23 protein-coding genes and 1 tRNA gene are annotated in these 26,241 nt (G+C 56.6%); 12 read left to right on the top strand and 12 right to left on the bottom strand.

The features are described 5' to 3' along the window. Positions 1–45 precede the first annotated feature (45 nt). A complete protein-coding gene (locus tag RBB77_RS21700; RefSeq protein ID WP_353063788.1) occupies positions 46–525 on the top strand; it encodes a hypothetical protein in 480 nt (159 codons plus the stop codon). A 587-nt stretch (positions 526–1,112) separates the two neighbouring features. Here the strand turns inward: RBB77_RS21700 and RBB77_RS21695 are convergent. Genes RBB77_RS21695 through RBB77_RS21685 form a run of 3 tightly spaced genes read right to left on the bottom strand, consistent with a single transcriptional unit; the run spans position 1,113 to position 2,688 of the window. Further along, complete coding sequence (locus RBB77_RS21695; protein ID WP_353063787.1) at positions 1,113–1,679, bottom strand: carboxylesterase family protein; 567 nt, start codon at positions 1,677–1,679, stop codon at positions 1,113–1,115. Further along, a complete protein-coding gene (locus RBB77_RS21690; protein ID WP_353063786.1) occupies positions 1,676–2,131 on the bottom strand; it encodes a carboxylesterase family protein in 456 nt (151 codons plus the stop codon). Before RBB77_RS21690 ends, RBB77_RS21695 begins: the two co-directional genes overlap by 4 nt. Then, the gene (locus RBB77_RS21685) at positions 2,131–2,688 is read right to left on the bottom strand and encodes a carboxylesterase family protein (RefSeq protein WP_353063785.1); all 558 of its coding nucleotides are present in this window, start codon (positions 2,686–2,688) and stop codon (positions 2,131–2,133) included. The genes RBB77_RS21690 and RBB77_RS21685 overlap by 1 nt, the downstream gene beginning before the upstream one ends. A gap of 579 nt (positions 2,689–3,267) precedes the next feature. Between RBB77_RS21685 and RBB77_RS21680 the strand changes: the two genes are divergently transcribed. Next, positions 3,268–3,675, top strand: a complete 408-nt coding sequence (locus RBB77_RS21680) for a hypothetical protein (RefSeq protein WP_353063784.1) — start codon at positions 3,268–3,270, stop codon at positions 3,673–3,675. 239 nt (positions 3,676–3,914) lie between these two features. Here RBB77_RS21680 and RBB77_RS21675 read toward each other — a convergent pair whose 3' ends face one another. Both RBB77_RS21675 and RBB77_RS21670 read right to left on the bottom strand, forming a co-directional pair. After that, complete coding sequence (locus tag RBB77_RS21675; RefSeq protein WP_353063783.1) at positions 3,915–4,226, bottom strand: hypothetical protein; 312 nt, start codon at positions 4,224–4,226, stop codon at positions 3,915–3,917. A gap of 515 nt (positions 4,227–4,741) precedes the next feature. Continuing rightward, entirely contained in the window at positions 4,742–4,942 is a 201-nt protein-coding gene (locus tag RBB77_RS21670; protein WP_353063782.1) for an alkaline phosphatase family protein, read from the bottom strand. A 788-nt stretch (positions 4,943–5,730) separates the two neighbouring features. Here RBB77_RS21670 and RBB77_RS21665 point away from each other — a divergent pair. Continuing rightward, the gene (locus tag RBB77_RS21665; protein ID WP_353063781.1) at positions 5,731–6,636 is read left to right on the top strand and encodes an MBL fold metallo-hydrolase; all 906 of its coding nucleotides are present in this window, start codon (positions 5,731–5,733) and stop codon (positions 6,634–6,636) included. 248 nt (positions 6,637–6,884) lie between these two features. On the opposite strand, the gene RBB77_RS21660 is transcribed toward RBB77_RS21665, so the two are convergent. Further along, positions 6,885–7,865, bottom strand: a complete 981-nt coding sequence (locus RBB77_RS21660) for an SDR family NAD(P)-dependent oxidoreductase (protein ID WP_353063780.1) — start codon at positions 7,863–7,865, stop codon at positions 6,885–6,887. A gap of 114 nt (positions 7,866–7,979) precedes the next feature. On the opposite strand from RBB77_RS21660, the gene RBB77_RS21655 reads away from it, so the two are divergent. Further along, complete coding sequence (locus RBB77_RS21655) at positions 7,980–8,558, top strand: TetR/AcrR family transcriptional regulator (protein ID WP_353063779.1); 579 nt, start codon at positions 7,980–7,982, stop codon at positions 8,556–8,558. Between the two features lie 149 nt (positions 8,559–8,707). Here RBB77_RS21655 and RBB77_RS21650 read toward each other — a convergent pair whose 3' ends face one another. From RBB77_RS21650 to RBB77_RS21635, 4 genes are all read right to left on the bottom strand, one after another. Then, on the bottom strand, positions 8,708–9,031 hold the full coding sequence (locus RBB77_RS21650) for a hypothetical protein (protein WP_353063778.1): 324 nt from the start codon (positions 9,029–9,031) through the stop codon (positions 8,708–8,710). Between the two features lie 916 nt (positions 9,032–9,947). Next, positions 9,948–13,400, bottom strand: coding sequence for a pullulanase-type alpha-1,6-glucosidase (pulA, locus tag RBB77_RS21645; RefSeq protein WP_353063777.1), 3,453 nt, complete (start codon positions 13,398–13,400; stop codon positions 9,948–9,950). An 831-nt stretch (positions 13,401–14,231) separates the two neighbouring features. After that, a complete protein-coding gene (gene hrpB, locus RBB77_RS21640) occupies positions 14,232–16,565 on the bottom strand; it encodes an ATP-dependent helicase HrpB (protein ID WP_353063776.1) in 2,334 nt (777 codons plus the stop codon). A 166-nt stretch (positions 16,566–16,731) separates the two neighbouring features. Beyond that, the gene (locus RBB77_RS21635; protein WP_353063775.1) at positions 16,732–17,349 is read right to left on the bottom strand and encodes an FtsX-like permease family protein; all 618 of its coding nucleotides are present in this window, start codon (positions 17,347–17,349) and stop codon (positions 16,732–16,734) included. A gap of 866 nt (positions 17,350–18,215) precedes the next feature. On the opposite strand from RBB77_RS21635, the gene RBB77_RS21630 reads away from it, so the two are divergent. Next, positions 18,216–18,851 carry a tyrosine-type recombinase/integrase gene (locus RBB77_RS21630; protein ID WP_353063774.1) on the top strand — a complete coding sequence of 212 codons (636 nt, stop codon included), beginning with the start codon at positions 18,216–18,218 and terminating at the stop codon, positions 18,849–18,851. A gap of 130 nt (positions 18,852–18,981) precedes the next feature. Here RBB77_RS21630 and RBB77_RS21625 read toward each other — a convergent pair. Beyond that, positions 18,982–19,057, bottom strand: a tRNA-Ala gene (locus RBB77_RS21625). A 209-nt stretch (positions 19,058–19,266) separates the two neighbouring features. Between RBB77_RS21625 and RBB77_RS21620 the strand changes: the two genes are divergently transcribed. The 7 genes from RBB77_RS21620 (at position 19,267) to lepB (ending at position 25,345) form a co-directional block, all read left to right on the top strand. Next, the gene (locus RBB77_RS21620) at positions 19,267–19,974 is read left to right on the top strand and encodes an RNA polymerase sigma factor (RefSeq protein ID WP_353063773.1); all 708 of its coding nucleotides are present in this window, start codon (positions 19,267–19,269) and stop codon (positions 19,972–19,974) included. Continuing rightward, positions 19,971–20,654: a zf-HC2 domain-containing protein gene (locus tag RBB77_RS21615; protein ID WP_353063772.1), complete on the top strand. Its 684-nt coding sequence runs from the start codon at positions 19,971–19,973 to the stop codon at positions 20,652–20,654. Before RBB77_RS21620 ends, RBB77_RS21615 begins: the two co-directional genes overlap by 4 nt. A gap of 34 nt (positions 20,655–20,688) precedes the next feature. Then, a complete protein-coding gene (locus tag RBB77_RS21610) occupies positions 20,689–21,048 on the top strand; it encodes a nuclear transport factor 2 family protein (RefSeq protein WP_353063771.1) in 360 nt (119 codons plus the stop codon). A 61-nt stretch (positions 21,049–21,109) separates the two neighbouring features. Then, positions 21,110–21,538, top strand: coding sequence for an LIC_13387 family protein (locus RBB77_RS21605; RefSeq protein ID WP_353063770.1), 429 nt, complete (start codon positions 21,110–21,112; stop codon positions 21,536–21,538). A 220-nt stretch (positions 21,539–21,758) separates the two neighbouring features. Next, positions 21,759–23,570, top strand: coding sequence for a tetratricopeptide repeat protein (locus RBB77_RS21600; protein ID WP_353063769.1), 1,812 nt, complete (start codon positions 21,759–21,761; stop codon positions 23,568–23,570). Positions 23,571–23,651: 81 nt separating this feature from the next. Continuing rightward, positions 23,652–24,482, top strand: a complete 831-nt coding sequence (rnc, locus tag RBB77_RS21595; protein WP_353063768.1) for a ribonuclease III — start codon at positions 23,652–23,654, stop codon at positions 24,480–24,482. Further along, positions 24,479–25,345 carry a signal peptidase I gene (lepB, locus tag RBB77_RS21590; RefSeq protein WP_353063767.1) on the top strand — a complete coding sequence of 289 codons (867 nt, stop codon included), beginning with the start codon at positions 24,479–24,481 and terminating at the stop codon, positions 25,343–25,345. Before rnc ends, lepB begins: the two co-directional genes overlap by 4 nt. A gap of 11 nt (positions 25,346–25,356) precedes the next feature. On the opposite strand, the gene RBB77_RS21585 is transcribed toward lepB, so the two are convergent. Continuing rightward, entirely contained in the window at positions 25,357–26,103 is a 747-nt protein-coding gene (locus tag RBB77_RS21585) for a hypothetical protein (RefSeq protein WP_353063766.1), read from the bottom strand. Positions 26,104–26,241 lie beyond the last annotated feature (138 nt).

The following is a 26,241-nucleotide window of genomic DNA, read 5'->3' as shown; positions in this document are numbered from 1 at the left end:
GACAAATCCTCGGCGAAATTTTCGAACTGAGTCGATCCTTGATGCGTGGCCATTTCCGCCGTTGGAAAGGCTGGAGACATTCCCCTGCGCTGGCTCTATCAGGATCCTTCGTTGGTGAGAGAATCCATCGAGGGCGAGCTTATGGCCAGGACGAAGAAAGTTGTCATTACGGCGTTCGGCGACGGATTTGAGAGTTTCGACGAGTCCTACTCGATCTTGAAAAGGGGAGGGGTTCTAGTGGGGTATGGCATGAACTTGCCGGCGTGGACCAATACCCCTGAACGTTCGGTGATCCCTTCAGCTCTCAAACTGTTCTCGAAGAACTTGTTCTTTTGGTCGGGAAAGCGCACCACCTTTTTCGGCGTGAATCGCGGGTCAAAGCACTTCGCTTCAGATCTGCAGCAACTTTTTGAATGGCTCAAAGACGGAAGGATCTCGTGCCAATCAAAAACACCTTCAGGCTTAATGAGATCCAAGAGGCACATCGGGAGTATGCCAGCAGCGAACGCATCGGTTCTATTGTGATTGAGGTTAGCCGATAACAGCCCGTCACAAGATATCTTGCTTTATCCGGGGTCGGGTTCAGTCCTAGCAAGAGCTCTTCTAGTCACTGGCCGTATTGTTTGAAAGTTAAGTCATCGAGAAGCACGTGGTGTTGCATGAGCTGAACTCAGAGTGAAGCTGATTCAGAGAACAACCACGGGGGCTCCTCCATGACGACTGGGAACTATATCGGATTGGACCCAGTTCGCCTTTGAGGCCGAGATATAGCAGGAGAACCTGCTCGAGACGATCCTCGGCCGTCGCCTGGCCCAGGCCGAAAAAACCATCCGGGAGGCATCGAGGTGGGCCATCACCCATCGATCCCGGAAAATGGTGACCCAACCTCGCTTCAGTTCGAGCGTCGTGTTCGCTTGAGCAGCCTGCGCTACGCGCGCCAAGGGCCAGCATGATCATGCCGATACCCCCACAGCGGCTGGAGCGCTTCCTCGAGGGCGGCGGCAAAAGGATCGACGTGAGTTTTGCTTTCGTGCGACACGTCCCGAGGGATATGTGAGGGAGCGCCGTATACCGTGAGCATGCACGATGTTCAAAATCACGGTTTGAGGGTTCTATTCAAGGCGCCTCCTCGCGACCGACACTACCGGCGCCAAACGGCTACCACGCAGGTCCGAGTAAACAGTATCGAAGACGCTCAGGCTATTGATGTTCGCCACTCCACCAATAGTAGTTGGATCGCCGATGTACAAGACATTGCTATCCGCCGTGGTGAACGCTGGCCACCCTGGAAGGCTCGGTCCATTCGGATTGCCCGACTTCGCAAAATTAACCCAGTAGCTGGACATCTCTTCCGCCATTCTCCGATCTGCCTTGGTCCAGCGCCATGGCTCTTGATTCAGATGGTCGAAGACATACCACAGTTCAGCGAAGTGGCTCGCGCCCCAACCCGCGTACAGCGAGCCCGCCGGAAACGGCGGCTTCTGTCGAAACGAATAGTAGTAGACAGGCTTCTGTCTAGTACCTGCTTGCAATCTCGCCCAAGCCCGTAAGTTGCGCTCGAAGCCGAGCCGCGCCTGCCGCGCCTCTTCGTCAGTAGCGTGAGGATACGCTGCAATAAGCGCAGGCGGAAGCTGCCCGAAGCTGTGGTCAATGTCGCTGTCGAACGTGGCGGCCTTCACATGGCCGTCAACGCACGCGCCTCGTCGGCATACGAACCTATCAACAACGGCACATCATTCTGCTGCCCCGCAGCGAACGCCTCGTAGGGCGAAACAGGCAGCACATAAGGTTCGATCACCGCATGAACAATGCCGCCTCCGTCGCCAGTAAACTTGGCGGCCGGCAGACCGCGCAGTTCCTGAAGCGATGTAGCACCCAGCGAAACGGCATACTTCTCTCCGCCGCGTTCTGCATTGGGCAGCAGAAACTTTGGCGCGAGCTGAAGCGGCTCAAACAGACCCCCGCTCTCTCCAATCGCGTGCTGAAACAAGCCCTTCGCCAGCGGCGAAGCCATCAGCATGCTCACCGACATTGACCCAGAGGATTGACCGGCGATGGTTACATTCTCCGGATCACCGCCAAACGCCGCAATGTCCTTCTGGATCCATTCGAGCGCGGCCATCTGGTCCATCAGGCCGTAGTTTCCCGATGAATGGTGCGGGACTCGCGTGTGAGCTCCGGATGCGCAAGAAAGCCAAGCGGTCCCAGCCGATACGCGATCGTGACCACGATCACGCCTTTGTGCGCGAGTTTGTCGCCCCAGTACAAAGGCATCGAGGCCGACCCGTTGATGTAGCCACCGCCGTATATCCAGACGATCACTGGCAGCTTCGCCTGTCCATTCTTCGCCGGCGTCCAGATGTTGAGGTAGAGACAATCCTCACTCACTGCCGGCGGCGTCTCGCCTGGCATGGACACACCCGTTTGCATACACGCCGGGGCAAACGCATCGGCCTTACGCGTGCCAGTCCAGGATGCAACATGTGCCGGAGGCCGCCAACGCAAGTCGCCGACCGGAGGGGCAGCGAATGGAATGCCTTTGTAGACATTCAATCCGCTTTCGTGCACCCCGGATATCGCGCCGGATTCCGTCGAAGCCGTAGGACTTTGTGCCAGCGTGATAGCAGGTGTTGCTAGAACGACGATAAGAAGAAGGGCTCTGATTAAGACCTTGGAAAAGATCGGCATAATTGATGTCCTGCTCGTCAGGTTACTCCTGACAACGTTGTTACTGTCACGAGCTATCTCCGCTGGTTGAGCCGAGTCGGCTATTTACCCACTCTGGGCGAGTGGTGGGCAACTCAGAAGTTGATCGCAAGAGCCGGTCAATAAGTGCTAAATCGCTAAGAACTGCTCAATCGCCGAGTCACTCTCCGACAAATGCGCGGAATTCACTTGTTTGTATAGTCGGCTTGTCGGACAAGTGGCGTTCCGTAGTTCCTTGGAACGGGCTATCGGCAACTTCACACTGGATCAGCGCTCTTTTCGCGGCCGGTTAGCTCTCAGCAATAAAACGATACCCACTGCAATGGCTATACCACCATAAACCGCCACCTTGTCTGTCCAGTCAGGAAACTACCAGGCAGTACATTGATCCCTTGCAGGAACCAAATGACTCCCGCTAGAACCAGAAGACTAGCAGCAATATTCAATGATCCTCATCATTCCTCCCATGCCCGCATTTCGGAACAAAGGCACAGCTGTACATATTACGTCAGGGCAATTTAGGCTCTCCAAGATGATCGCTTGGAAAAGCCGAGGTACCCCATGCACGAAGTTTCACTCCTTCGCCTTTACACTTTGCGGCTTTGCTATCTGATCCTCGCCGTAGGCCTTGGTCTCGTCATCTGGCCGACCGTCGTTCACCACAGCCCGGAGCAAGCCGTTGCCCATGGCGTTCAACTCTCCTTATTCGCAGGTCTCGGACTGACTGCGGTTCTCGGACTCCGCTATCCGGTGCAGATGATCCCATTGCTGCTATTCGAGCTCATCTGGAAAGCGATCTACCTTCTCGCATTCGCTCTGCCGCTGTGGCTCGCTCACCAGGTGACCCCTCCTGCGGCCAGTGATATCCAGGCAGTTCTCGTAGTCGTCATTTTCATTCCCCTCATCCCCTGGAGTTATGTCGTAAGGCAATATATTCTGCGCGCGGATGATCGCTGGAAGCGTGACTAAATCGCTGCACAAGAGATAAAGACAGCACAGCCAAGCTCTAAGGTCTCTGCAAATATCTGAATGTGCCGTTGCTGTCAGCGCTGCCCGTCTTGTAGTGCGCGAAAAACGGGGTTTTGAGAAACGTCAGGAGCGAAGTTGCCGAGAAGGTGACTTTTCGGGAGGTGCGGTATTACTTCCGGATTGCCCGTAATCCGCCCAGGACCCAGAAATCTGGAAAGTCTAGCGCCGATAATGGCGTTCTACCGACTGGAAGATCGCTTTCGATCAGTTGCACACGTCGGAGCAATCCCTCGTCGCAGATCGAATCCATACTTATCAGCGAGGTTATCCTGGTATTCCCCGCATATTGCGTGGCCCATCTCATGTGTGACCGCATAGTCGAGGATACTTCCCGGTGGCAGTCCAAATCTGCGAGCTACCATCGCCTGTCGAGAATCCGCGGTTTCAAAGAGTTCATCTTTCAACACTGTGATGCGGGCGATTCCGTGTCCCCGCCCAACTCCTTTACCGTCTGCCTCCAGGGTGCTGAACCTGCTAGCACGAATGTCCACTGGCCCATTCTTTCAGTTGGATATCTTTCGAGTACCTTTGCCAGCGACGCGACGCTTGTAAGACATTGTGATAGGTCGTAGTCAGTTGTGAATCTTCCCAGGGAAGCCAGTCAGGGCGGTCATATAGAATCCGGCGCCTGTAAATTCCATCTTGTAAGACAGCCCCGGATCCCCTATCACGGGAGCAGGTTCAGAGATCTTCAGTTGGTTAAATCCCTCATTGAAAGATCCCAGAATCGACCTCTGGTCCCCAGGCCGCGACGTCAGAAAGTGTGCTGTCCGTTGATAGGTAGAGACCTCGTATCGATGGCATGCTTCACAAGGGGAATCTCCCGCGTATCCACTGGGCCGCTCGGATCGTCCCTCAGTCTGATTCGTTTCAAAACTGTTACCGGTCAGGAGCGCTTTGTGTGGCGACGTGTCGACCGGCCGCTGGGCTCCAACCTGTCCTTCGCCTAAGGGCCGCCAAATGAGACAACACGCAACGAGGACGTTCAGGGCTAGTCGCAACATTGTCATGGGATATTCCTGCCAGCTGACGGCCTTGGACGCACAGTACTCGAGATCAGCTTCTGATTTGCACTCATTGAAGCAGCATAGGTGGGGCGCCTGGGCTGCGGCTCTCTATCTGGATAGAGCCATCCCAGCATATTGTCGAACGAGCGGTTTTCGAACATTACCACGATGATGTGCTTGATTAGAGACAGATTGGCCACGGGCGCCTCCGGGCGGCTAACGTCGACTCCGAAATGTGGTCACAAGACGGAATGTCTTGTTCTGGATCATCTTCTCGCAGATTGATTAAAATAAGTCGCGGCAATCTAGTTTAGCCTGGCGCCTACAGCACGTAGCAGATGCAGCGAGAGCGGAACGGAACCGAGCCAGGGAGAGACATCCTCCCTACAAGAGGTGACTAATCTCAAAGAAAGACGGATCTTCCTGGGGAGGACCGACTGGTCATGACTTCATCGACAGAGAATTTTGGAGCGAATCCTGACCGGTGGCGTACCTATGCGGTCACAGGCAGCATTGTTTGGCGCCATTCACCAATTGATTCGCATTCGGTTACTGGACCTTTTTGGTCCTTCGCAAAACTCTAGCTCCGATGCAAGTTTCACAAATAAGCAAGATCGATCGAAAAACATTTTATTAATGCTTCCTGTGCATTTCGGCAACATCACGCAACTCCTTGAAACAGATGGCACAGACCCACACTCTACGCCACTGATTACCCGAAAAAATCCCCTTATTGGACCTTTTCTGGACCTTTTGAACGGGCCCAAACAGATCGCGTTTTCGCACCACATGGCTACCGCTGGATTGCTCTTTAGGGGATCGCGCAGGCTCGGCATTTGCCGAAGCGCTCGATGACCGACTCGGCGATTAGTCTTGAATTATGCGAGGGATCGATATTGTCCCTCCCGCGAGGTTTCTTGTGATGTGGCTTCTGGGCCACGAAGCGTTTCTCTGTCTCACGATTGGTTGCGGTGAAAAAGGAGGTTCAATGAATCGTCGTGATTTCTTAGGCACTGCGACAGTTGGTCTGACGGGCGCTCTCGTCGCGCTTGCAGATTCTAGTGCGCAACCGGAACCGCAGGACCGCGGCACTGCGTGGCTTTGCGTCACCTGCGGGACACAATTCCCCTCGGCCGTGCATCCTCCGCCGGCGTGTCCAATTTGCCAAGACTCCCGGCAATATGTTGGCTGGAACGGTCAGCAATGGACGACGCTCGACGAACTGAGTAAGACACATGAAAACGAGATCACTGAAGAGGAGCCCGGGGTGTTTTCGATCCATACCAAGCCCAACTTTGCCATTAGCCAGCGCGCATTTCTTGTCAAAACAACCGAAGGGAATGTGTTGTGGGATTGTGTCGCCCTTCTCGACGAGAAGACTAAAGCGGAGATTCGACGGCTCGGCGGAATCTCGGCCATCGCAATATCTCATCCTCACTTCTACACGACGATGGTTGAGTGGAGCCGAGTCTTTGAGGACGCTCCCATCCATCTTCACGAATTGAATCGTCAGTGGGTTATGCACCCCGATCCCTCGATTCGCTTCTGGAGCGGAGAGGTGAAGCGCCTGACGCCAAACTTGACCCTGATTAAAACGGGGGGGCATTTCGACGGGTTTCAAGTTATGCATTGGTCGCGCTCACGCGATGGAAACGGCGTACTGCTGGCCGGTGATCAGCCCGATGTGTGCATGGACCGTAATTGGGTCACCTTCATGTACAGCTATCCCAACTACATACCTCTCAACCGTGCAGCGATCCAAGGTATCGTCGCCGCCCTGAATCCATACTCGTTTGAGAGATTGCACGGTGCGTTTATTGGCCAATTCCTGACCAAAAATGCAAAGGAAATCGTGAGTCGTTCGGCGGAACGCTATCTCGCTGCTATTTCCTAATTTCGCGCCGTTATGGATTCCGAGCTAGTGACCGGTTCCCGACAACTTGGAAACTTCGATCTCAGTTGTTGCCAACAGGCCAATGCACTCGTTGATGTCGCCAATCTGGTCCAGATTGATACCCGTATTCATCGCCCTCTCTATTGCAGTGACCATCTGTGCTACATCCCTTGAGTCAACTGCGTAAGGTGAGGTGGAGACCGCAGGTTCCTTCCAGGTGGAGAGGATCCTGTGGTCTCACTCACCGTTTACGCGAAGGTTTCGCCGACCAACTCTTCGCTCTTCTTCCAGAGAGCCTTTGCGTTCTCCAGATCGAGAGCGTATCCGCGCACTCCTTCGTCAAGCAAGCCCAGCGTTGCATCATCTGCGACGACCTCACTTACATGGCAGTTCTCGCAATACCGTCCTCCCACCTCTTCGGCGGCCGCAACGACAGCTGCCCATACCGAGGTGGCGGCCCCTTGAGGAACTGATTTGAACTGGAACGATTCTTTGCCCGCTGCTGCGGCCTGTTGATTGATCTGGTCGACCATCTGCTCCAGGCTACCCGGATCCATGTGTCGGGCAAGCTCGGTCTGTATGCCCCCAGGATGTACAGCGGTGGCGCGCACGCCACGGTTATGATGATGGCGATCGAACTCGACCGCGAAGAGGATGTTCGCGGTCTTCGAACGCCCGTAAGCCACGAAGGGTTGGTACGGCGTCGTCTCAAAGTTGGGATCGTTCAGATCCACATTGCTGAACCGGTGTCCCGAGGAAGAGAGGTTGACCAGGCGTCCGCCGTTCTTGATCAGCTTCGCAATTCGGTTTACAAAGACGAAGTGGCCCAGGTGGTTGGTTCCGAACTGCGTTTCGAAACCATCCTTTGTCTTGCCTAACGGTGTCGCCATCACACCGGCGTTGGCGATGATCACATCGAATAAGCGGCCGTCGTCAATCAGCTTGTCCGCAGCAGCACGCACGCTCTCCAGGCTGGCAAGGTCCACCTCAACCAGCTCGAAACTTGCGCCTGCCGCCGCGGCGGCCTTACTGACTTCAGATGTCGCCCGACGTGCTTTCTCCAGGTCACGCGCTGCCCCGACGACATCGGCCCCATGTGCTACCAACGCACGGGCTGTCTCCACACCGAGCCCCGCGGATACCCCCGTCACCAAAACTCGCTTACCCTTGAGATCAACCCCTGCGAGGACCTCTTCCGTCGTAGAATTCGCTCCAAATTTCGCTGCCATGCTGCACTCTCCAATACAAATCTTTGACACCGGCCTCAGCCTGGAATAAAACGGAGTTAATCTCCGTTATGCAAAATAGATTATCGGAGAGCCCCTCCGGATTCAGAAAGCTCGATGAAAACTCCAGCCGTACAAAAAGCCGTTCGCAAGCCCAGAGCCGACGCGCAGCGTAACCGTGAACGGATTCTAGAAGTCGCGAAGCACGTCTTCACCCGCCGAGGCGGAGAGTCCAGCATGGACGAGATCGCTAAGCGCGCCAAGATCGGACCGGGAACGCTCTACCGTCACTTTGCTTCGCGCGATGACCTCTTGGCCGCTGTCTATATCAGCGAGGTCGAGAAGCTGGCTGAGGCACAGAGAAAGCTCTCCGCCGAGTTATCACCTGTCGAAGCGCTCCGGGCCTGGATGCTGGTCTTCATCGACTACATTGCCGCGAAAAAGATCATAGCCCCGGCGTTGGATGCAATGGTCGGCGGCCCTTCGCAGGTATATCGGCAGAGCACTCGCATCATGGAGGAAGCTTCCAATGCGCTGGCAAGTCGCGCAGTTGCAAGCGGAGATCTCCGGCCAGATGTCGATCCAATGGACATGCTGCGTGCGATCTATGGGGTCTCGAGCGCGGGCAGCACCGACGATTGGCCGGCAAAGGCACGCCTTTTCGTGAATATTCTCATCCAGGGCTCTCGGCCTTAAAGAATCGCATCTCCGAGAAGCGGTGCAATGAGCAGGGATGAAGGGCCGAGAGACATCGTGATATCCCGCGACCAGACCGGCAGATCAATGATCCCAAGTCGCCTACCTTCACAGGTCCGTCCTCAATGAGCGCATCGGCGATTTATCACTCAATTGACGACCGGTGAGACAGTTCCAGACTGTTCTTGCAGCGCGTGTTTGAGTTCAATGCGGAACAAATGGATGGGGGTATCGGAAAAGTTCTCATCCGCGTGCAGACCCTCCGGCTGGATTCGGATCACTCCTGTAGCCGAAGTGGGCTGAGCTGCAGGCGGATGATCGGGGGTGAAGTGACGGACCTGCGCCGGCTGGTCCACATACGCTATGGCGGCCCACGCGTCCGTGTGCATCTCTTCGCGGGAGTGCGGCGGCAGGGTGATCTCGAGGATGCGGACGTCTTCTGTTTTCAAGAGCGAGTTTGGTATGCACTGCATTGGCCATAAGAGCGTCCCCTAGAGTTAGAGGAGCAGGTGTGGGAATGATGCATACTCGCAGACGGCGGGCGAGAACGCTCTTGACTTCCACTACGTTACCCGAGAAACCGGTGATCCTAAGGTCTGCCTTCGCGCGCGCAATATTGACCGTTTTGGCGAAGACCCAGCCACCGGCTCTGCTTCTGGCTGCACTGCCGCGTGGACGGTCGAGTACGGCGTGACCAAACCGGAAGAGACGGTGTTGATCCGCCAGGGCATTGAAGCCAACCGGCCAAGCGAGATTTTCGTCTGTGCAAGCAAAAAACGCGGACCGCGTCCACAATGTCCGCGTGGGCGGATATGCAGTGAGGGTGCTGGAGGGAATCGCGATGCTATCGTGTGCCGCTAGGTAGCATTGTTTTTCCGCGGCGTCCCGGGACGCTGAGATTGGTTACTCAGGCTCTGGCGACGGAGATATATAGAGGTGTGTAATGGTGGTGGTGGCCAGAGACCGGATCGAACCGTCGAAGTTTCTGCAGTGCTTCGGAGTAATTGCCTTCCGGTATCTATTTTGTCTCGATGAGCGCTTTGGCGATTTGTTGCTTATCGAGAGTCGGATTGTTAGTTTCCGGATGGCCGACGAACGAGAGACGCATTTTGCGGCACGGCGGCCAAGTCACTCATTGAGATGCTCAGTATTTCCAGTGAACACAAGGGCGCGTAGGTACGAATCCGTGAATACCTGCGAGCATCTTCCGAAATTTATCGTGACTCAGGATGAATGAGCGCACATTGTGAGAGCCAGGTCGAATTTATCGAGTAACTAATCAGGAAATTTATTCGCGTTGCATGCACCTTTTCAAGAGGCAAATAATAGTCTGAAAAGATCCAGATTATGTAGTTAGTTTCAGACCGTCGCCAGTTTAGCCATCGGTTCCTATTCGGTTTCGGCCACAAAGACCGCTGTTGTGAGCCCAGGGACTGTAGCAGTGCCTTCTTTTGAGTTAAAGGTGGATTGCCTCGTTACTGGGTCGCTTGATTTTCGCTGCACCGGGTGCAGATGCAGAGGCAATCCTTCGAGCCGACTATTGGTAAAAGTTGCTGACTCATTGGTTGCGTTGAAGACTACCACGATGTGTTTGTAGATTCCGTAGTTGCCGCCATTCGCATCCAGCTTCATTACGATCAGTCCCGGCGTTTGGTTTGGCCCCGTGTTCAGAAAGGTAAGATTCCGCTGCACTTCCTCAAACGTCGCCATACGGAACAACTCTGAGCTGTAGCGGATATTCAACAGTTCATCGAAAGCCGTCTCAGTATATGCAATATTCGCGGGAAGCGGCGTGTAAGCAGGATCACTAAGCAGCGGCATCATGATCGGCCACTGGGGCTGGTTCTGACTTGCAATGGGCAAACCGATCCCCCAGTTTGCTGTCTTGCCACTCCAGTCGATCTTGTTAAACCAGTCTCCGGAGTTATAGCTGTTCTGGTCCATGTCCTTCGAGCGCAGGAGATCGTCACCGGCCTGGAAGAAAGGAACCCCCTCCCCCAGAGAAACCAGGCTCATGCCCATCACTTGCCTGCGGGCGCGAGTCGCAATGCTATCTTTGAAGCTCGACTTTAGCTGCACCTGATCGAAGAGATCCTGATTGTCGTGGACAGAGGCATAGTTCACGGCCTCAAACGGACTCTTGGTGTATCCCGTCGGTTGTCCGTTGTAGTTCACCTGAGCTCCGGTTACTGTCGTCCCTGCACTGTCGATAAAGCTGTAGTCGCGCAGGTTTCCTGCAAGTCCTACGTCGATCCAATCGGAGTATTGGAGCAATTGGTTTTGCTGACCGTTCGATGGAGGGTTCGCATTGGTGTAATCGCTTGGATCGGTGAAGAGTCCTGTGGCAAATCCTTGTACCCGCTCATCGGTGAACGGACTACCACCGTGAATGCCATCGCGGATGCGGTCGTTGAAGGTGCCAACGCCAAAACCGTAGAGGTTAATCTGCGAGGCATTTGGCCCTATTTGATTGTTCGCAGTGTCTCCAAAGTTGAAACCCTCTCCATACAAGTAGATCTTGGATCCATCCACACCGTCTTTTTCGGGAGTGAGCGAATACAGAGCTTTCTGAATGTTTTTAATATTGTAGGTAAACATGAAGCTCAAGATGTCGAAACGAAAGCCATCGATCTTATAGTCCCTCGCGTTGAGCACGAGGGTGTCGATGATTAGCTTTTCCATCATGCGGTGTTCGCTCGCTGTATCCGGACAGCACGAACCTGTTTCAAGGTTTCCATTCGCATCAAGGCGGTGATAGTAATTGGGCACTACCTCGTCGAGATTGGAGTTGGGACCTTCGCCGCTGGCGTTCGTGTGGTTGAATACCACATCTTGGACCACACGCAGTCCTGCCTTGTGAAGCCCATGTACCATTCCTCGATATTCGCGCACGCGGTCATCGGGATTTATCGCGTAGCTGCCCTCCGGCGTCATATAGTGCACGGGATCGTAACCCCAGTTATACGCAGGACTGGTCTGACTGGCTGCGACGGCCGCCTGCTGCTGCTCCCCGTCTGGCGGATATGCCGCAAGACCAGAGGGAATGATCCATTGGGATTTGTCTTCATTCACACTCGCGAAGTGGAAGGAAGGCAGGATATGAACTGCCTTTAGCCCACTGGAAGCCAAAGAGCGAAGATGCTTCATGCCGTCGGAGTCTTGGTCTTCGAAGGCCTCGTAGAAGCCGCGATGAGCCGATGGAACGGTGAGATCGTTCACGCTGAAGTCGCGAATGTGCAGCTCATACACGCTCACGTCGCTGAAGCTTCTCAGCGCAGGCGAAGTCTCCTCGTCCCAGCCTGCAGGCTTCGTCTCACTGGAGGCAAGATCGGTAACTCTGCTCTTGGTTCCATTCAATCCGATGTCGATGGAATAAGGATCGCTGGTTACGTTTGTGTCCACCGCACCGTCGGCTGACACCCAGACATTCACGCTGTAGAGATAGTACTTATCTTTCCAACTGGAATCCCCGCATGCTACCCATACACCATTATGGTTATGCATCGGGACGACGGACGAAGGGGCCGTATCGGATTCGCGGTCGAAGATCTGCAACGAAACACTCTGCGCAGTTGGAGCCCATACCTTAAGCTTCACGGCACAGTCCTCATCATCGGGCCAGTCACGCCAGTCTTTGTCATCCCAATGGTGGAAGACGACGCCAAGTCTGCCTGGGTAGTAATAAAGATCATCCAGAACGCCGGCGAACTGCATCCCAGTGGCATACTGCAGCATTCCGTTCGATCCGACTGCCGAAAAAGCGAGCTGTCCCTTCAGAGCCGTCTGTAGGACCGAAACCTGCGTATTCTCCGGTAGCTGGAGGACGGTGTAGCCACTCAACTGCGGGTAGCGTAGCAACTCATCTGGAGTCAGGGCTCCGCTAATCGTCAGTGGAATACTGTTGCCTCCAGTGACGCCAGTGGGAGTTACGGATAACCCGCCGGTAAGGCTGGAGCTGATCGCGAAGGTATCTCCGCTTTGGGCAAATTGCGGCTGGATGGCCACTCGTTGGCGATCGAGCCAGTAAGCCTGCTCCACGTTCAACAAACTATTCAGGATCTGGGTCGGAGTCGGCGTTGTAGGGAAGACTGTCGCGTTACCAGAAATTACCCACGCCTGGGTATTGGTGGCGACATCCAGATGCATGTCAGGCCCGGGATCCTTCACCCCCGTGGAAATGTTGTGGATGATGAATCCAAGATCCTTCGGATTCGGAATCAGGCTTATGTCAAAGTACGCACCATAGGAGTCAAAGTTGGTCACTCCAGTCAGTCCGCTGTTGAAGTCGCCGGTATATTCCGCAGTGTCGTTGAAGGCATAGGCGGTCCAGTTTGCATAATTCCCATCCGGCCGGAAGTAGTGGATGCGAGCATATCCGGGCAACAGGGCGGTAGGATTGGTCAGGCTTGGCTGGCTCTTATACAGTTTGCCGATGCCGCTATAACCCCAATACTCGAAGCCCTCCGTTGAAGGATCGACAAACAGGTTGTTTGGAGTGTCTTTCTGGTCTCCACCCGGTGCCGTCGGATTGTGAATAATAATCCCAACTTCTTGCGCGCCGGCTGTCACTCCAACGTCGAAATACGCACCGAAGCTGTCCGTGCCAGTCACTTGAACCGGACCGCCCCCATAGTTGCCAGTGTCTTCCGTAGTGTTATCAAAGGCATAGACCGTCCAACCGCTGTAGTTGCCATCCGGTCGATGGTAGTGAATGCGTATCTTCCCCGAAGGGATGGTCGGATCAGCCGCATGGGCCGGGCCTGCCAAAACGCACAGAAGAAGCAGAAGGACGGAGAACTTGGCTATGCCCAGAAGTCGGTGTATTCCAATGAAGATCTTCATGAGGGCTCCTCGAAGAAACTGGTTAGTTCCGTTTTGAGTTAAGGGCCCGGGTCGTTCGGCGGTCGCCTGAAGCGTCCAATGGCAGCGCCGCGACATTAGTTGAATAGAACTTGTGGTGTCAAGCGAATTGCGGCCTCATTTGCCTGAGGCCGAAAGAAAATTGTGCAGCCTTACAGCTGCCGAACCAACAGCATCCATGGTGGGCATGTAAGGCGTGATCTACCGGTCCATTAATCGCTGCACAAACTCACCATTGCCATAACTCGCATCGGTAGCGATGGACCGCGCTTTCCTGCCTTTCCATCGAGAGAAGCGAGCGATCATGTCGTCTGCGGCTCGAGACTTCTCACTCAGCCGAGCACCACTCATTTGCACGCCCACATCGATACAGCTGTGATTATCAACCAGGTAGTTGTTGTAATACCCCACGATCCATTCACTTGGTTTCGAGCATGATGAGTAGTTCCCGCAAATGTATGGTCCGTGTCTGACTTCAAGGGAAAAGCGAAGAGTGGATCGACAGATCTGCGCAAATGTATGGTCGGGTTATAGGGAGTTCGTCTCTGACGCACAGGAGACTTTCGAGAAGGCAATAAGAAAAAAGGAAGCCGCCGCGGCTCATTGACGTTCCGCCCCAGCCGGTTTTCATGATTTGTCTAGACGTGCTTTAGCAATCGGCTCATTCCAGAAGAAGGTTTCCCGCTAACCCTAATCTGCCCTGTGTCTCATCATCGGCAGCGCTGTGAATCTCTCTTGGTGACTACAGGCCAATTCACTCATTGAGATCTTCTCGAAGACTATTCCAAAAAGTACTGCGAAACACGCTTCACCTTATTTGAAGATACCGGGTTGCTCGGGCCATGCGTGCCTGGGATATCGACGCATCAGTTCTCGACGCACCTGAGGGTACAGGCGCTGCCAGAATCCTGAGAGATCCGTTGTCGTTTGGACGGCACGATGATTCGGAGCCAGCAGATGGATGACAAGTGGTGTTGACTGGGGTCCGACACGCGGTGTGTCGTGCATACCAAAGAAGTCCTGCAGGCGCGACGCTATCCAGGGTGGCCGCCCATGCTCGTAGTGAATCTTGGTATAACGTCCGCTGGGAAGCTTAACACTGCTCGGAGCCAGCTTCTCCAGAAGACGCGCGTCAGGCTGTTGTTGAAGCAGGACGATAAAGTTTTTTGCAGCCTCTCGGAAGTCACGGAGACTGTGCAGCCCCACACACAAGTCACGTACCGTTTGATCTGCCCTCGTCTCGTCCAATCCTGCGAACGCTATGCGAGCACGGAGTTGTTCGAGAGCGTCCTTGTCCACAAAGTTTTCTATGCCCGATTCAAGAACCTTACGGGCTAACAAGTCGGCGGCTTCGGATTCGGGCGCATTGCCGCGAGATTCCTCGAGCACCAGCTTGTCGTAGAGCAGGGCGCGAACGCGTTCGACTCGCTCGGTGCCGCGATTCCATTCCAGGCTCGACGTCTCATTGATGTGATCGGGAAAGAGTTCGAGCAGCCACTCCGGTTCGACACGTGAGACCAGGCGAATAAGGGGCAGCGAATTTTCCTTGCGATCCTCCGCCTCGATGGCGAGCAGGAACTCAGAGGCTGGTGGATGGCCGATTAGTTCGGCCGAGATGCCTGTCGACAACAATAATTGATTGCCTGTTCGACGGCGAGCGACTCGATCAGGAAAACCCGACAGCAGCGAAAGCAGCAGCTCATTCTCGTTATGACGAGCCTGTTTGGGGGCATGTGCCAATCGGGTTAGCTGGCTGGTATGCTCGCGCAGTTGATGGTCCGGTGGTTGATCCAGTGCCGCCAGTAGATCGTTCTTATCGCTTCGCAAGCCGATGCTAAGCATGGCAACAGCTCGGCATCCGTCGTATCCGACTCCTCGATCGAGAGCCTCTACTACGATTCGAGACAGTCGCGGATGCAGAGGGAACCGGACCAGCCGTTGCACCATCTCTCCGGTGGCGCCTATGCGGTCGAGTAACGACTCGGAGACCTGAACCGCCTCAGCCGGTGGAGCGTCGAGCCAGTCAAGATCATCCGGATGTTCGATCTTCATCGCCCGCAGGGTGAGCAACAGTTGAGATAGATCGGCGCGTTCGATCTCTGGCAGGTCGTGTTCTGGACGTAGCAGAAAGTCCTCTTGAGGGTAGAGACGAAGAACCTGCCCTGGTCCGGTACGTCCAGCTCGTCCAGCCCTCTGGACAGAAGATGCCTTGCTGATACGGCTGATCTGCAACGTTGGTAGTCCAGTCCAGGAGGAGTAGGTCGACATCCGCGCCAGTCCGCTGTCGATAACCGCGTTGACCCCTTCGACTGTGACGGAGCTCTCGGCGACGTTCGTGGCGAGGATCAGCTTTCTTTCGACGGAGGGCAGCACGGCGCGGTCCTGCTCGGCCGGCGAAAGATCCCCGTGCAACGGCAATACCACCAACCCCGCCTGCCGGGCAAGCGCCTCACACTCTCGCGCCGCCCGACGGATCTCCGCAATACCGGGCAGGAACAGGAGAATATTGCCAGAGTGCTGCTCCGCCAGCAGCATCTGGACAGCATCTTTTACCTGTGCGTGTAGAGGCGCGGGCGAGTAGGGAAGATGCCGTACCGACAACGGAAAGAGGCGTCCTTCAGAACGAAGTGTCGGGCAGTCTCCGAGATATTGAGCGATAGGCGTGGCATCAAGCGTCGCGGACATCACGATCAGCCGCAGTTCAGGTCGCGTTCGCTGCAGGCGTTTCAGGAGCGCCAGCGCGAGATCGCTTTCCTGGTGGCGCTCGTGAAATTCGTCGAGAATCACGGCGTCGATACCTTTGAGCGTTGCGTCGGTCAGCAGCCGGCGGATCAGGATACCCTCTGTCACAAATCGCAATCTTGTACGCGGTCCCATCTTCTCTTCGAAGCGGACCTGATAGCCGATCGTCTCGCCAACCGCTTCGCCTATCTCCGACGCGACTCTGCGAGCCGCCATTCTCGCAGCGATCCGGCGCGGCTCCAGCACTATGATTTCGCCGTGGACCAAGTCGAGCATCGCTGGCGGGACACGCGTTGTCTTGCCCGCTCCCGGGGGCGCTTCAATCACCAGATTTGAGGTGCAATTAAGGGACGCAAGGATTTCTGGCAGAATTGCATCTATTGGTAGGACGGGCCTTAGGCTCACTGGGACGATCGGAACACATCAATTCTCGAGTCGTCAATCTGGCGTGGATCAGCTGTGGACCGCAATGTCTGAATTCCTCGATGAGTGACTCGGCGATTTAGCACTTGTTGAGGGAGGACGGCGGAACATGAGGCCCGTCGAGTCCAACATGAATTGATCTGGCGGCTCAATCGCCCCGCAGAGCCTCCATCGGAGCGGTTGCGGCTGCGCGGCGAGCCGGCAGGAAGCTGGCTGCCAGGGCCACTACAATGATCAACAGAGCAACGCATCCGAGTGTTAGCGGATCGGACGCGCTCACACCATAGAGCGATTCAGCCAGCACCCGGCCAACCAGCAGAGCATTGAGAACGCCGAACAAAATGCCCAGAGCAGCGAGGCGGAGTCCTTGGCCGAGCACCATGCCGAACACATCACCTCGCTGGGCTCCTAGCGCGATGCGGATCGCAATCTCCCGTGTTCGCTGGCTCGCGGAATACGCGATGATTCCGTAGATACCGACAGCGGCGAGGACCAGCGCGAGCGCTCCGAAGAAGCCGACGACCAGCATCGAGAACATATTGGTCGCCATGGAGCGTTGCGTAATGGCAGTGAGCGTGGAAACCTCAGCCAGCGGTATCCCGGCATCGAGATCTTGAATGATATGACGTGCCGCTCCGATCGCGCTGACAGGGTCGGCTTTCGTGCGGAGAACGACGTGCATCAGCGCCATCGATGGCCAAACCTCCTGCGTGTACGGTTCGAACATGCCTGGGCCGGGCACCACACGCAGGGAGGAATATTTCATATCAGCCACGACGCCGATTATGGTAGCCGGAACACGTTGCGAGGGGATCAGAACCTGTTTGCCGATGGGGTCCTCGTTCGGCCAGTAACCCCTTCGCTCATTCACTTTTGCGTTGTCATTGACTTGCAGTCACTTGAACCCGATAGGGAGATTTCTTAATGAACATTACATCTGAAACAAAGACGGGTACAGCAGAGGAGCCGAGGAGCAGACATTCATTGTTCTGGGGGTCTTGCTTCAGTTTCTCTCCACGCCCGAGCAAATCAACGACCAGATCAGCGTGATGCGCGGAACGGTCCCCTCAGGAGTCGTGATTCCGCTCCACAGCCACGCAGATCCAGAGATATTTTATGTGCTGAACGGTTCGCTTGAGGTATTCCAGGCCGAGGGTCCGTCCGCCTTCTGTCACGGCTCTTCAGAGCCCGAGGAAGCAAATGGATGTCTGGCTCTGCCGAGCGCAGGAACCAATGCCGAGAGGCATACCTTGCGTGCTGTGCATTCTGAACTTATAGGCTTGCGCGCTATCCCTACTCGCCCGGGACACCCGTGCCTCCGCTTGACAGATGACACTTATCTCGGCAACTCGGAGGTTTCAGTGGGTCTGAGTCTCGGTGAGTGATAAATCGCCAAGTCACTAATGACATGCGATGAGTACGGATGAGCATCTGGTGGCGAGTGCGGCAGATTGCGTTGGTTGGCGCCATATCGGTTTGTCCAGCATTTGCCGCCCGAAAAGCAGGCCATGGAAATGACAGAGTTCGAAATGGGGAGAGAAGAAGCTGCATGAGGTGCGAGCCGTTGTTGTAGAGAAGTGGCTGCGTCAGCTGAAGCTAGCCAGGGGAAGTAAGGCGAAAATCCGTTCCATCATGAGCGTCTTGTTCAATCACGCCATCCGTCGCGAGTTCCTGCCTCAGGGCACGAATCCGATCACGATGGTGCGGCAGAGTGGGAAGCGGATGAGGACTCCGGACATTCTTGAAGTGCATGAGTTGGTGGCTGGTGGCCTTGTTCGACCAGCTTTCGCATCGGACCGGGCCATGGTTCTGCTCGATACTGTCACCGGGCTGCGCCGCAGCGAGTTGATCGGACTCAAATGGCTGGATGTGAACTTCGAAGATCTGGAGCTATCCGTTACGCGTTCGGTCTACCGGCAAAGGGTAGGGCGGTGTAAGGCGGAGATCTCGCGGAAGCCGGTTCCGCTCGATCCGTGGGTCGCGGAGGAACTGCTGACCTGGAAGCTCGCCGCTCCTTACAACCAGTCGAAGGACTGGGTCTTCGCCAGTACGCGGAAGAAGGGGAAGCAGCCCTACAGTCCGGACTCTCTGCTAAAGCGGAGTATTCGTCCGGCTGCGGAAAGGGTAAAGATCGCGAAGCACATCGGCTGGCATACGTTCCGGCGCACCTTTACCACCTTGCTCAAGGCCAATGGCGAGGATGTCAAAGTGGTGCAGGAGCTACTGCGGCAAGCAACGGTGAAGATGACCCTTGAGGTCTATGCATAGGCGGTCACTCCGGCCAAGCGCGAGGCGCAGTCTAGGGTGGCGGGTCTGTTCAAAGTGAGGGTCAAATGAGAGCAAGCTCTTATTGGAACTTTTTGAAAAAATGCCAAATCGTCTAAGTTGTTGGAATAGTTGGTGGACCTGATCGGGATCGAACCGATGACCTCTTCCATGCCATGGAAGCGCGCTCCCAGCTGCGCCACAGGCCCACTCTTAGGAAGGACTCTTTCTATTCTGGCCGACAGCTCGATATTAGTCAACGTCAGTGGGAACTTATCTACCCTGCTCCGGTGTCTAAGTCTAATAGAGTGAGCGAGCACTCGGCCGCCGGCGGCGCAGTTTCTAACACCTTCGTGAGCGTCGCGCGCTCCATAGTTGCATAGCGATTCGCCAAGTCGTAAGGTAAAGGACACCCGATATGCAGGCGGGCACGATAGTGGGTAATCTAGCAAGCGCAATAGGCATCACCACCGAAGACGTAGCTCTGGTCGCCGACCTCAAAGCCGGATCCGAGGAGGCGTTCGCCGTCCTCATCGCGCAATATCATCAGCCTCTCTACTCCCTCATCGCCCGCAGCCTCAACGACCCCGCCGACGCAGCCGACATCACGCAGGAAGTCTTCATCAAGGTCTTCCGCAGCATCCGCGGCTTCCACGGCGGGTCCAGCCTGCGCACCTGGCTCTACCGCATCGCTCTCCACGAGGCCTCGAATCAGAGACGCTGGTGGTCGCGCCACAAGAAACAGGAGATCACCATCGACTCCTCTTTCGAAGCCGACCCCGACGCCGAGAACAATCACCTGAGCCTCGCCGCAACCCTTGCCGATCGCTCCGACTCTCCCTTCGACCACGCCGCCCAAGCCGAAGTTCGCGAGCGCGTTGAAGCCGCCCTCCGGCAAATTCCAGAGGCCTTCCGCACGGTCGTTATCCTGCGAGAGATCGAAGGCTTCGCCTACGAAGAGATCGCCGAGATTCTCAACGTCAACCTTGGCACAGTGAAATCGCGACTCACCCGCGGCCGTTCCGCCCTTCGCACAATCCTGAATGCGGATGGCATCGTGCCCGCAGCAAGTTCTGAGTCTTTTCCGGCCTCTCAGGAATCGAAGCAGCAGATGGTGACACGATGACCTCCCTAAGTTGTCAGAAGTGCCAGTCTTCTTTCTCCGCGTATCTCGACGGCGATGTCAGCGGGAAGCAGATGCAAAAGATCGCGAAGCATCTGGAAGACTGTGCCGACTGCAGACAGGACTTCGCCTCCTTGCGCGCCACCCAGCGCGTGCTCTCAAGCGTGGGACAAGCGAAGGCTCCCGCCGATCTCGGGTTGAGGCTCAGGCTCGCTATCTCGCATGAGCATTCCAAGCGCAAATCGAGTTGGATCGACACGGTCAGTCTCAAGTGGGAGAACGCGTTCCGTCCTTTACTGCTGCAGGTTTCTGCAGGTTTCGCCGGCACTGTCGCTCTGGTCGGCGGCATCGCTGTTCTCCTCGGACTCTTCGCTGCACCAGAACCCGTCATGGCAAACGACGAGCCGCTCGGTGCGATGACCTCGCCCCACTATCTCTACTCCTCGGTCAATCCGCATGCCATCCTCACCGACCATGACGGCGTCATCGTCGTGGAGGCCAGCGTGAACTCAGCGGGGAAGGTCTACGACTATCGCATCGTCTCCGGCCCCGAAAGCCCGGCGGTTCAGAGCCAGGTAGTTGATCAGCTCCTGACCAGTGTCTTCCAGCCTGCCAGCGTCTTCGGCGCACCGGTTAGAGGTCGCGTCGTGCTGACCTTTTCAGGCATCTCCGTCCGCGGCTGATAGACGGCACTCGCCGATCCAAAAGTAGAGGTCCATGCAGACTGACCGCGAACTTCTCGCCTCCGCCTACAAGCACTTCAACGCACGCGACATCGACGCCGTCCTGAACCTCATGCATCGCGATGTAGATTGGCCAAACCTCATGGAAAACTGTCGCGCCCGCGGTCACGCAGAGGTTCGCGACTACTGGACGCGCCAGTGGGCCATCTTCGACCCTCACGTCGAACCGACCGGCTTCACCCCCGAACCCGATGACCGTACCACCGTTCACGTCCATCAGGTCGTTCGCGATCTCACCGGCAAAGTCCTCGTCGATCAGATGGTGCAACACGTCTACCTGGTACAGGATGGCCTCATCCGCAGCATGGAAGTCCGCGACAGCGAGCGGTCCTAAATATTGGGGATAAATCGGTTTGAATTCTAGGCGTTAGGCCGACAAATGAGAGGAGAGCATCTTGGTCGCAAAGATTCTCATGGTTCTTAGTGCGGGCATTTGCCTTACGCTCGGAGTCTTCCACCTCGTCTACACCTTCCGGGGCCCATTGCTCACGCCTCGTGACCCGGCACTGCAAATCAGCATGAGCCAGGTCGCCCCCGTCATTACGAATGAAACAACGATGTGGCGGTGTTGGATTGGCTTCAATGCCAGCCACAGCATGGGACTTATTTTGTTCGGCTTGGTCTTCGGTTTTCTCGCATCGGCTCATGGCGAACTCCTCTTCCATTCGCTGTTCCTGCTCGTCGTCGGGCTGGCAATGCTTGGTGGCTTTGTTGTGCTCTGCAAGCTTTATTTTTTCAGTGCGCCTCTCAGAAGCATCAGCATTTCCTTGGCCTGCTATGTCGCCAGCATTGCGGTATCGCGGGCCTCGATAATGCGCTCCTGACGTAAATAGCGATAACGGTCAGAAACTCGGACTGGCTGGTTTCGGATCTTCGGGAGGATGACAGGCGAGCCGTAAGTTATTCACTTATCCGTAAAACGGGCTAGTCGGACATGTGCTGTTCTCGATGCTGGATTCAAACTGACCCCCTACCTGAGAGTTCAGCAGTTTGCCACCCCTCCCTTCGCTCCCATAAACTTCACAGGAGCGTCGAATTCATATCGTGTCCTTTCCCACAAAATCGTTCTTCCGTCGGCATCCGCTGCTCCTCTCGCTGTGTCTGGCATCTTCTTTCCTCTTGCCTTATTGCGGCCTCAACGCACAGTCAAGCTCATCGAGCAGCAGCAACCCGGACAACGCTCCCGACGCAACGGCCCCGAAAGAACCGCCAACGAAGGTTGCGCCTCGAATCGCTCAGCCCGAAGCCGGTGGCTCTGCCATCACGCTCGAGACCAGCGAACCTCTCTTCTATCTTGCCGTTGCATTGAACGTCTGCGGTTACGACACCGATCTAGCCAACTCCGCCCCTGTTCGCCTCAAAATCCGCGATGAGATCAACGCCGAGGTAGCCGACTCCGCCGAGGCACGCACTAGCAGAGACGCCCTCTGCGGCTACGTTCGCGAACACACCCTCGACGACGCCAGCCTGAATCTCGCCCAATATATCTCGCTTGCTCTCTACCTCTCACCACCCCCCGAACTCACCCCCACAGTGGGCGAGACCGAGCTTCCCCCCGACTCCACCCAAGTCGTTAACATCCTTCCGCTCCTCAGAACCTTCGCTGAAGATGTCCATCTCAACGCCCTCTGGATCGAGCATCGCTCTGAGTACGAAGATCTCCTCAAGCGCGTTCACGATCCCCTTACGAAGACAATCCTCGCCTCCAATATCTATCTGCATCTCCCCGTCAGCAGCTACGACGGCCGCCGCTTCCTCGTCCTCCTTGAGCCGATGCTCGCACCCTCCACCACCAACGCCCGCATCTACTCAAACGACTACATCGTAGTCACCTCACCCGCAGGCCAGCCCCTCGGCGCCGTCCACATGGACGACATCCGCCACATCTATCTCCACTACGAAGTTGAGCCGCTGGTCTACTCCCGCGCCACTGCGATGGAACGCCTCCAGCCTCTGCTCAAGGCCGTACAGGACGCCCCACTCGACTACACCTATAAGACCGAAATCGTGCCTCTCATAACCGAGTGCCTCATCAAGGCGATCGAAGACCGAACGATGGATGTCGGCCTCGTCAAACCAGCTAAGCCCACCGCCGTCAAACAGCGCGCCGAAATCGAACAGTACAACGCCGAGCTAAGCACCTACGAGCACGACGCCGAAACCGTTCGTCGCAAAGCCGTCGATCTCGCCATGCGCCAGGGTTGGGTTCTTACCGAGTACTTTTACAACCAGGTCGGCCAGATGGAGAAGGATTCCGTCAGCCTCAAAGAGTACATGGGCGAGATGGTCTACGGCATGGACGTAGAACGCGAGAGCCATCACGCCAGGCAGATCGCCTTCCTGCCCTCAGGCAGCCGCGACGTTCTGCGCCGCGCTCCGCAGCAACTCACTGGCCTCCAACTAGCCGAAGAAAAGATCTACAAGGGCGATCTCACCGGCGCCTCCGACATCGCCACCAAGGTTTTAGCCGACCCCAACGGCGACCACGCCCAGGCCCACTACGTTCTCGCTCGCGTCAATCTCATGCAGCGCCAGCCCGGAGCCGCCTTCGCAGACTTCCAGGAAGTCCTCGACTCCTCCAAGGATCCCCGCACCCTCGCCTGGGCGCACATTTATCTAGGCCGCCTCTACGACGTCAAAGACGATCGCAGGAAAGCCGTATCCGAGTATCAGGCCGCTCTCACCGTCCGCGACGCCCAGCCCGACACCAAGGCCGCCGCGGAGAAGGGAATCAAAGAGCCTTTCGTCGCACCAAAAGTCGCTCAGCAGGCCAAGGACGAAGATGATGACGACGCCCCCCTCGACCCCAGCGGCAAGGCCGAAAAGGACGCCTACCGCCCTCCACCCCCCCACTAACTGGATTCATCCCGCGCAAACCAGCCGCGAACCACCAGTGCGCAACCGTCTCCGTCCGGTAAAGTAAAGCAGGGGAGTTCCATGACGACGCGCCATAAAAAGCCCGGACGATCCCAATCGAACGACGCCCCCCCGGCTCTGTTCGACCACATCTTCCAGCGTCCCGACCTCCTCACCTGGGCCCTTACCCACCGTTCCCTCGCCTACGAAACCAACCCCGAGACCCTCCCCGACCCAGCCGCCGACAACGAGCAGCTCGAATTCGTCGGCGACGCTGTCCTAGGCCTCGCCGTAGCCGAATCCCTCTTCCGCCGCTTCCCAGCCTCTCGCGAGGGCGAACTCACCCGCCTCCGCGCCTCCCTCGTCAGCCGCCGTCATCTCGGCGAGGTGGCCGCCCGCATCGACCTCGGCTCTCTCCTACGCCTCGGCCGCGGCGAAGAACAGTCCGGCGGCCGCAAAAAACCCGCGCTCCTAGCCAACGCTATCGAAGCCGTCATCGCCGCCCTCTATCTCGACGGTGGCCTCGATGCCGCCCGGGCCTTCATCGAAAAGCACATCATCGAGCCCGCTCTCCCCGACCTCCACCTCGCCCTCGACGGCAGCAAAACCTTCAGCGGAGCCATCGGCGACCACAAGTCCGCCCTCCAGGAGCATCTCCAGGCTACAGGCGCCGGCCAGCCCCACTACGTCCTCACCGACCAAAGCGGCCCCGACCACCAAAAGCGCTTCCGCGTCGAAGTCCGTGTCGACGACAAATCCGGCGGCTCCCGCGCCCTCGCCGAATCCGAAGGCTCCACCAAAAAACAAGCCCAGCAGGCCGCAGCCCGTCTCGCATTCGAGCGCCTTATCGCCGAAGCCAACCTTGTCGCCGACTCCGCCTCACTCGACATAACCGCGGAGGTGGTCGAATGACCCAACCCACCGCCGTCTCGAGCAACCCCGCCATCCAAACCGCCTCCGCCGCATCCGAGGCCCCGCAAACCCGTCTGCCAACTCCGCCCCACGCTTCAAACCACCACCGCCGCCACCCGCATCACGACAGGCCCAGCGTCGCCACTGCCCTCCAATCTCTTCTGCACCTCATCGTCATCGCAATCTTCATCATCACCTTCTGCGTCCAACCCTTCCGCATCCCCTCCGAATCCATGGAGTCCACCCTCCTCGTCGGCGACTTCCTCCTCGTCAACAAGCAAGCCGCAGCCCCCGACGGCGCAGGCACCCTCCTTCCCACAGCAGCCGTCCACCGCGGCGACATCATCGTCTTCCACGACCCCGTCGACTCCACCCTCCACCTCGTCAAACGCGTCATCGGCCTTCCCGGCGATCATCTCCGCCTCCACAACGGCCTCGTCTACATCAACGGCCACGCCCTCACCGAGCCCTACGCCGTCTACCGCCCCAGCCCGCCCGACAACTTCCGCGACAACTTCCCCCGCCTCCAGAGCCCCGACCCCGAAATCGACTCCCGCTGGTGGATCCGCATGCGCTCCCTCATCGAAAACAACGAGCTCATCATTCCCACCGGCAACTACTTCGTCCTCGGCGACAACCGCAACGACAGCGAAGACAGCCGCTACTGGGGCTTCGTCCCCCGCGAAGCCATCGTCGGCAAACCCCTCGTCATCTACTTCTCCCTCCTGCCCCATGAGTCCGACGACCCCGCCACCCTCACCCAGCCCGACGCCGCCGCCAAACCCAGCCACCCCCGCCCCAGCAAGCTCGAATCTGTAGTCGACTTCGCCCGTTGGAGCCGCACCTTCCAAATCGTCCGCTAGCCAGTCGAACTTTATTCTCTTACTGAATGAAATGGAGTCGGAGCAAGAGCCTCTCCGTCGGGCGAAAACGTCCACATCCTTCGTTCGACCCGAGTAGGTCTTTCCTTCACCGACGTCAAACGAGTCTCCTCCAGCCTCCCTCCTGGAAACACGACAAAAGAGCTGTTGCGTTCAATGAAGATGTCAGTCCAGTCCTTGACGTAGTCCGGAGTGGACATCAGCCTGTGTAACTTTCCCGCGCGCACCCTGAATATCTGAGTACTCTCCTCCAAAAGACCGCTCCCGTGTCCAGTCGTTGCATGTTCCACCAGGATCAGGTCGGTCCCCGGCAACAGGTTGATCATTTTATGGCTGACCTGTCCGCCAAAGCACTCCAGCATCGTGTGGTCCACAGCCCGCCAGTTATTCTTCCCCGTATCTTCCAGAAGATACAAAAAGGCATAGTCGTGCGCGGTTTCGCACGGCAGTGCAAGCAGACCATAGTTTTTGTTCGCATCGCCGCGTAAAGGCTCAAGCGTAATGCCACGAGTGACCCACGCAGTCGTCGTGCCCCGTGCTATTTCGCCTTCGACGCCGAAGCGTTTCAGCAGATCCACCTTCTGCTCCGGAGTAGCCACAATAAGCGCATTGTCCATCTCCTCTATCGTGCCCGCCGGGACATTACCCGGGATCCCAACTGTTAGATTTAAACCCTGCCCAAGCAACGAAGCTGTCCCCAGACAGAAAAAAGTAATCAGCACAACAAAAGCTCTTCTCATGCGCCAACTCTCTCATCCCTGATGAGCCCTGACAACCGCGTGCATGTTGTATCTCGGGATGCTGGCATTCGCGCCCAGAACAACCGAAGCCACACCTGCCAAATCGTCCGCTAAACGAGACACCGCATTTCCAAATCA

Origin of the sequence: Tunturibacter psychrotolerans (assembly GCF_040359615.1) — a bacterium.
Classification (GTDB): Bacteria; Acidobacteriota; Terriglobia; order Terriglobales; family Acidobacteriaceae; genus Edaphobacter; species Edaphobacter psychrotolerans.
The sequence above is the reverse complement of the archived record's forward strand: the minus strand, read 5'-3'. Positions and strand labels throughout refer to the sequence as shown.

Excerpts from the sequence above, each read along its gene's own strand:
- RBB77_RS21650 (WP_353063778.1), bottom strand. The coding sequence starts at position 9,031 with ATGCAGTGCATACCAAACTCGCTCTTGAAAACAGAAGACGTCCGCATC.
- RBB77_RS21665 (WP_353063781.1), top strand. The coding sequence starts at position 5,731 with ATGAATCGTCGTGATTTCTTAGGCACTGCGACAGTTGGTCTGACGGGC.
- RBB77_RS21690 (WP_353063786.1), bottom strand. The coding sequence starts at position 2,131 with ATGGACCAGATGGCCGCGCTCGAATGGATCCAGAAGGACATTGCGGCG.
- RBB77_RS21585 (WP_353063766.1), bottom strand. The coding sequence starts at position 26,103 with ATGAGAAGAGCTTTTGTTGTGCTGATTACTTTTTTCTGTCTGGGGACA.
- RBB77_RS21685 (WP_353063785.1), bottom strand. The coding sequence starts at position 2,688 with ATGCCGATCTTTTCCAAGGTCTTAATCAGAGCCCTTCTTCTTATCGTC.
- RBB77_RS21635 (WP_353063775.1), bottom strand. The coding sequence starts at position 17,349 with ATGAAATATTCCTCCCTGCGTGTGGTGCCCGGCCCAGGCATGTTCGAA.
- rnc (WP_353063768.1), top strand. The coding sequence starts at position 23,652 with ATGACGACGCGCCATAAAAAGCCCGGACGATCCCAATCGAACGACGCC.
- RBB77_RS21660 (WP_353063780.1), bottom strand. The coding sequence starts at position 7,865 with ATGGCAGCGAAATTTGGAGCGAATTCTACGACGGAAGAGGTCCTCGCA.
- pulA (WP_353063777.1), bottom strand. The coding sequence starts at position 13,400 with ATGAAGATCTTCATTGGAATACACCGACTTCTGGGCATAGCCAAGTTC.
- RBB77_RS21680 (WP_353063784.1), top strand. The coding sequence starts at position 3,268 with ATGCACGAAGTTTCACTCCTTCGCCTTTACACTTTGCGGCTTTGCTAT.
- lepB (WP_353063767.1), top strand. The coding sequence starts at position 24,479 with ATGACCCAACCCACCGCCGTCTCGAGCAACCCCGCCATCCAAACCGCC.
- RBB77_RS21655 (WP_353063779.1), top strand. The coding sequence starts at position 7,980 with ATGAAAACTCCAGCCGTACAAAAAGCCGTTCGCAAGCCCAGAGCCGAC.
- RBB77_RS21610 (WP_353063771.1), top strand. The coding sequence starts at position 20,689 with ATGCAGACTGACCGCGAACTTCTCGCCTCCGCCTACAAGCACTTCAAC.
- RBB77_RS21615 (WP_353063772.1), top strand. The coding sequence starts at position 19,971 with ATGACCTCCCTAAGTTGTCAGAAGTGCCAGTCTTCTTTCTCCGCGTAT.
- RBB77_RS21620 (WP_353063773.1), top strand. The coding sequence starts at position 19,267 with ATGCAGGCGGGCACGATAGTGGGTAATCTAGCAAGCGCAATAGGCATC.
- RBB77_RS21630 (WP_353063774.1), top strand. The coding sequence starts at position 18,216 with ATGAGCGTCTTGTTCAATCACGCCATCCGTCGCGAGTTCCTGCCTCAG.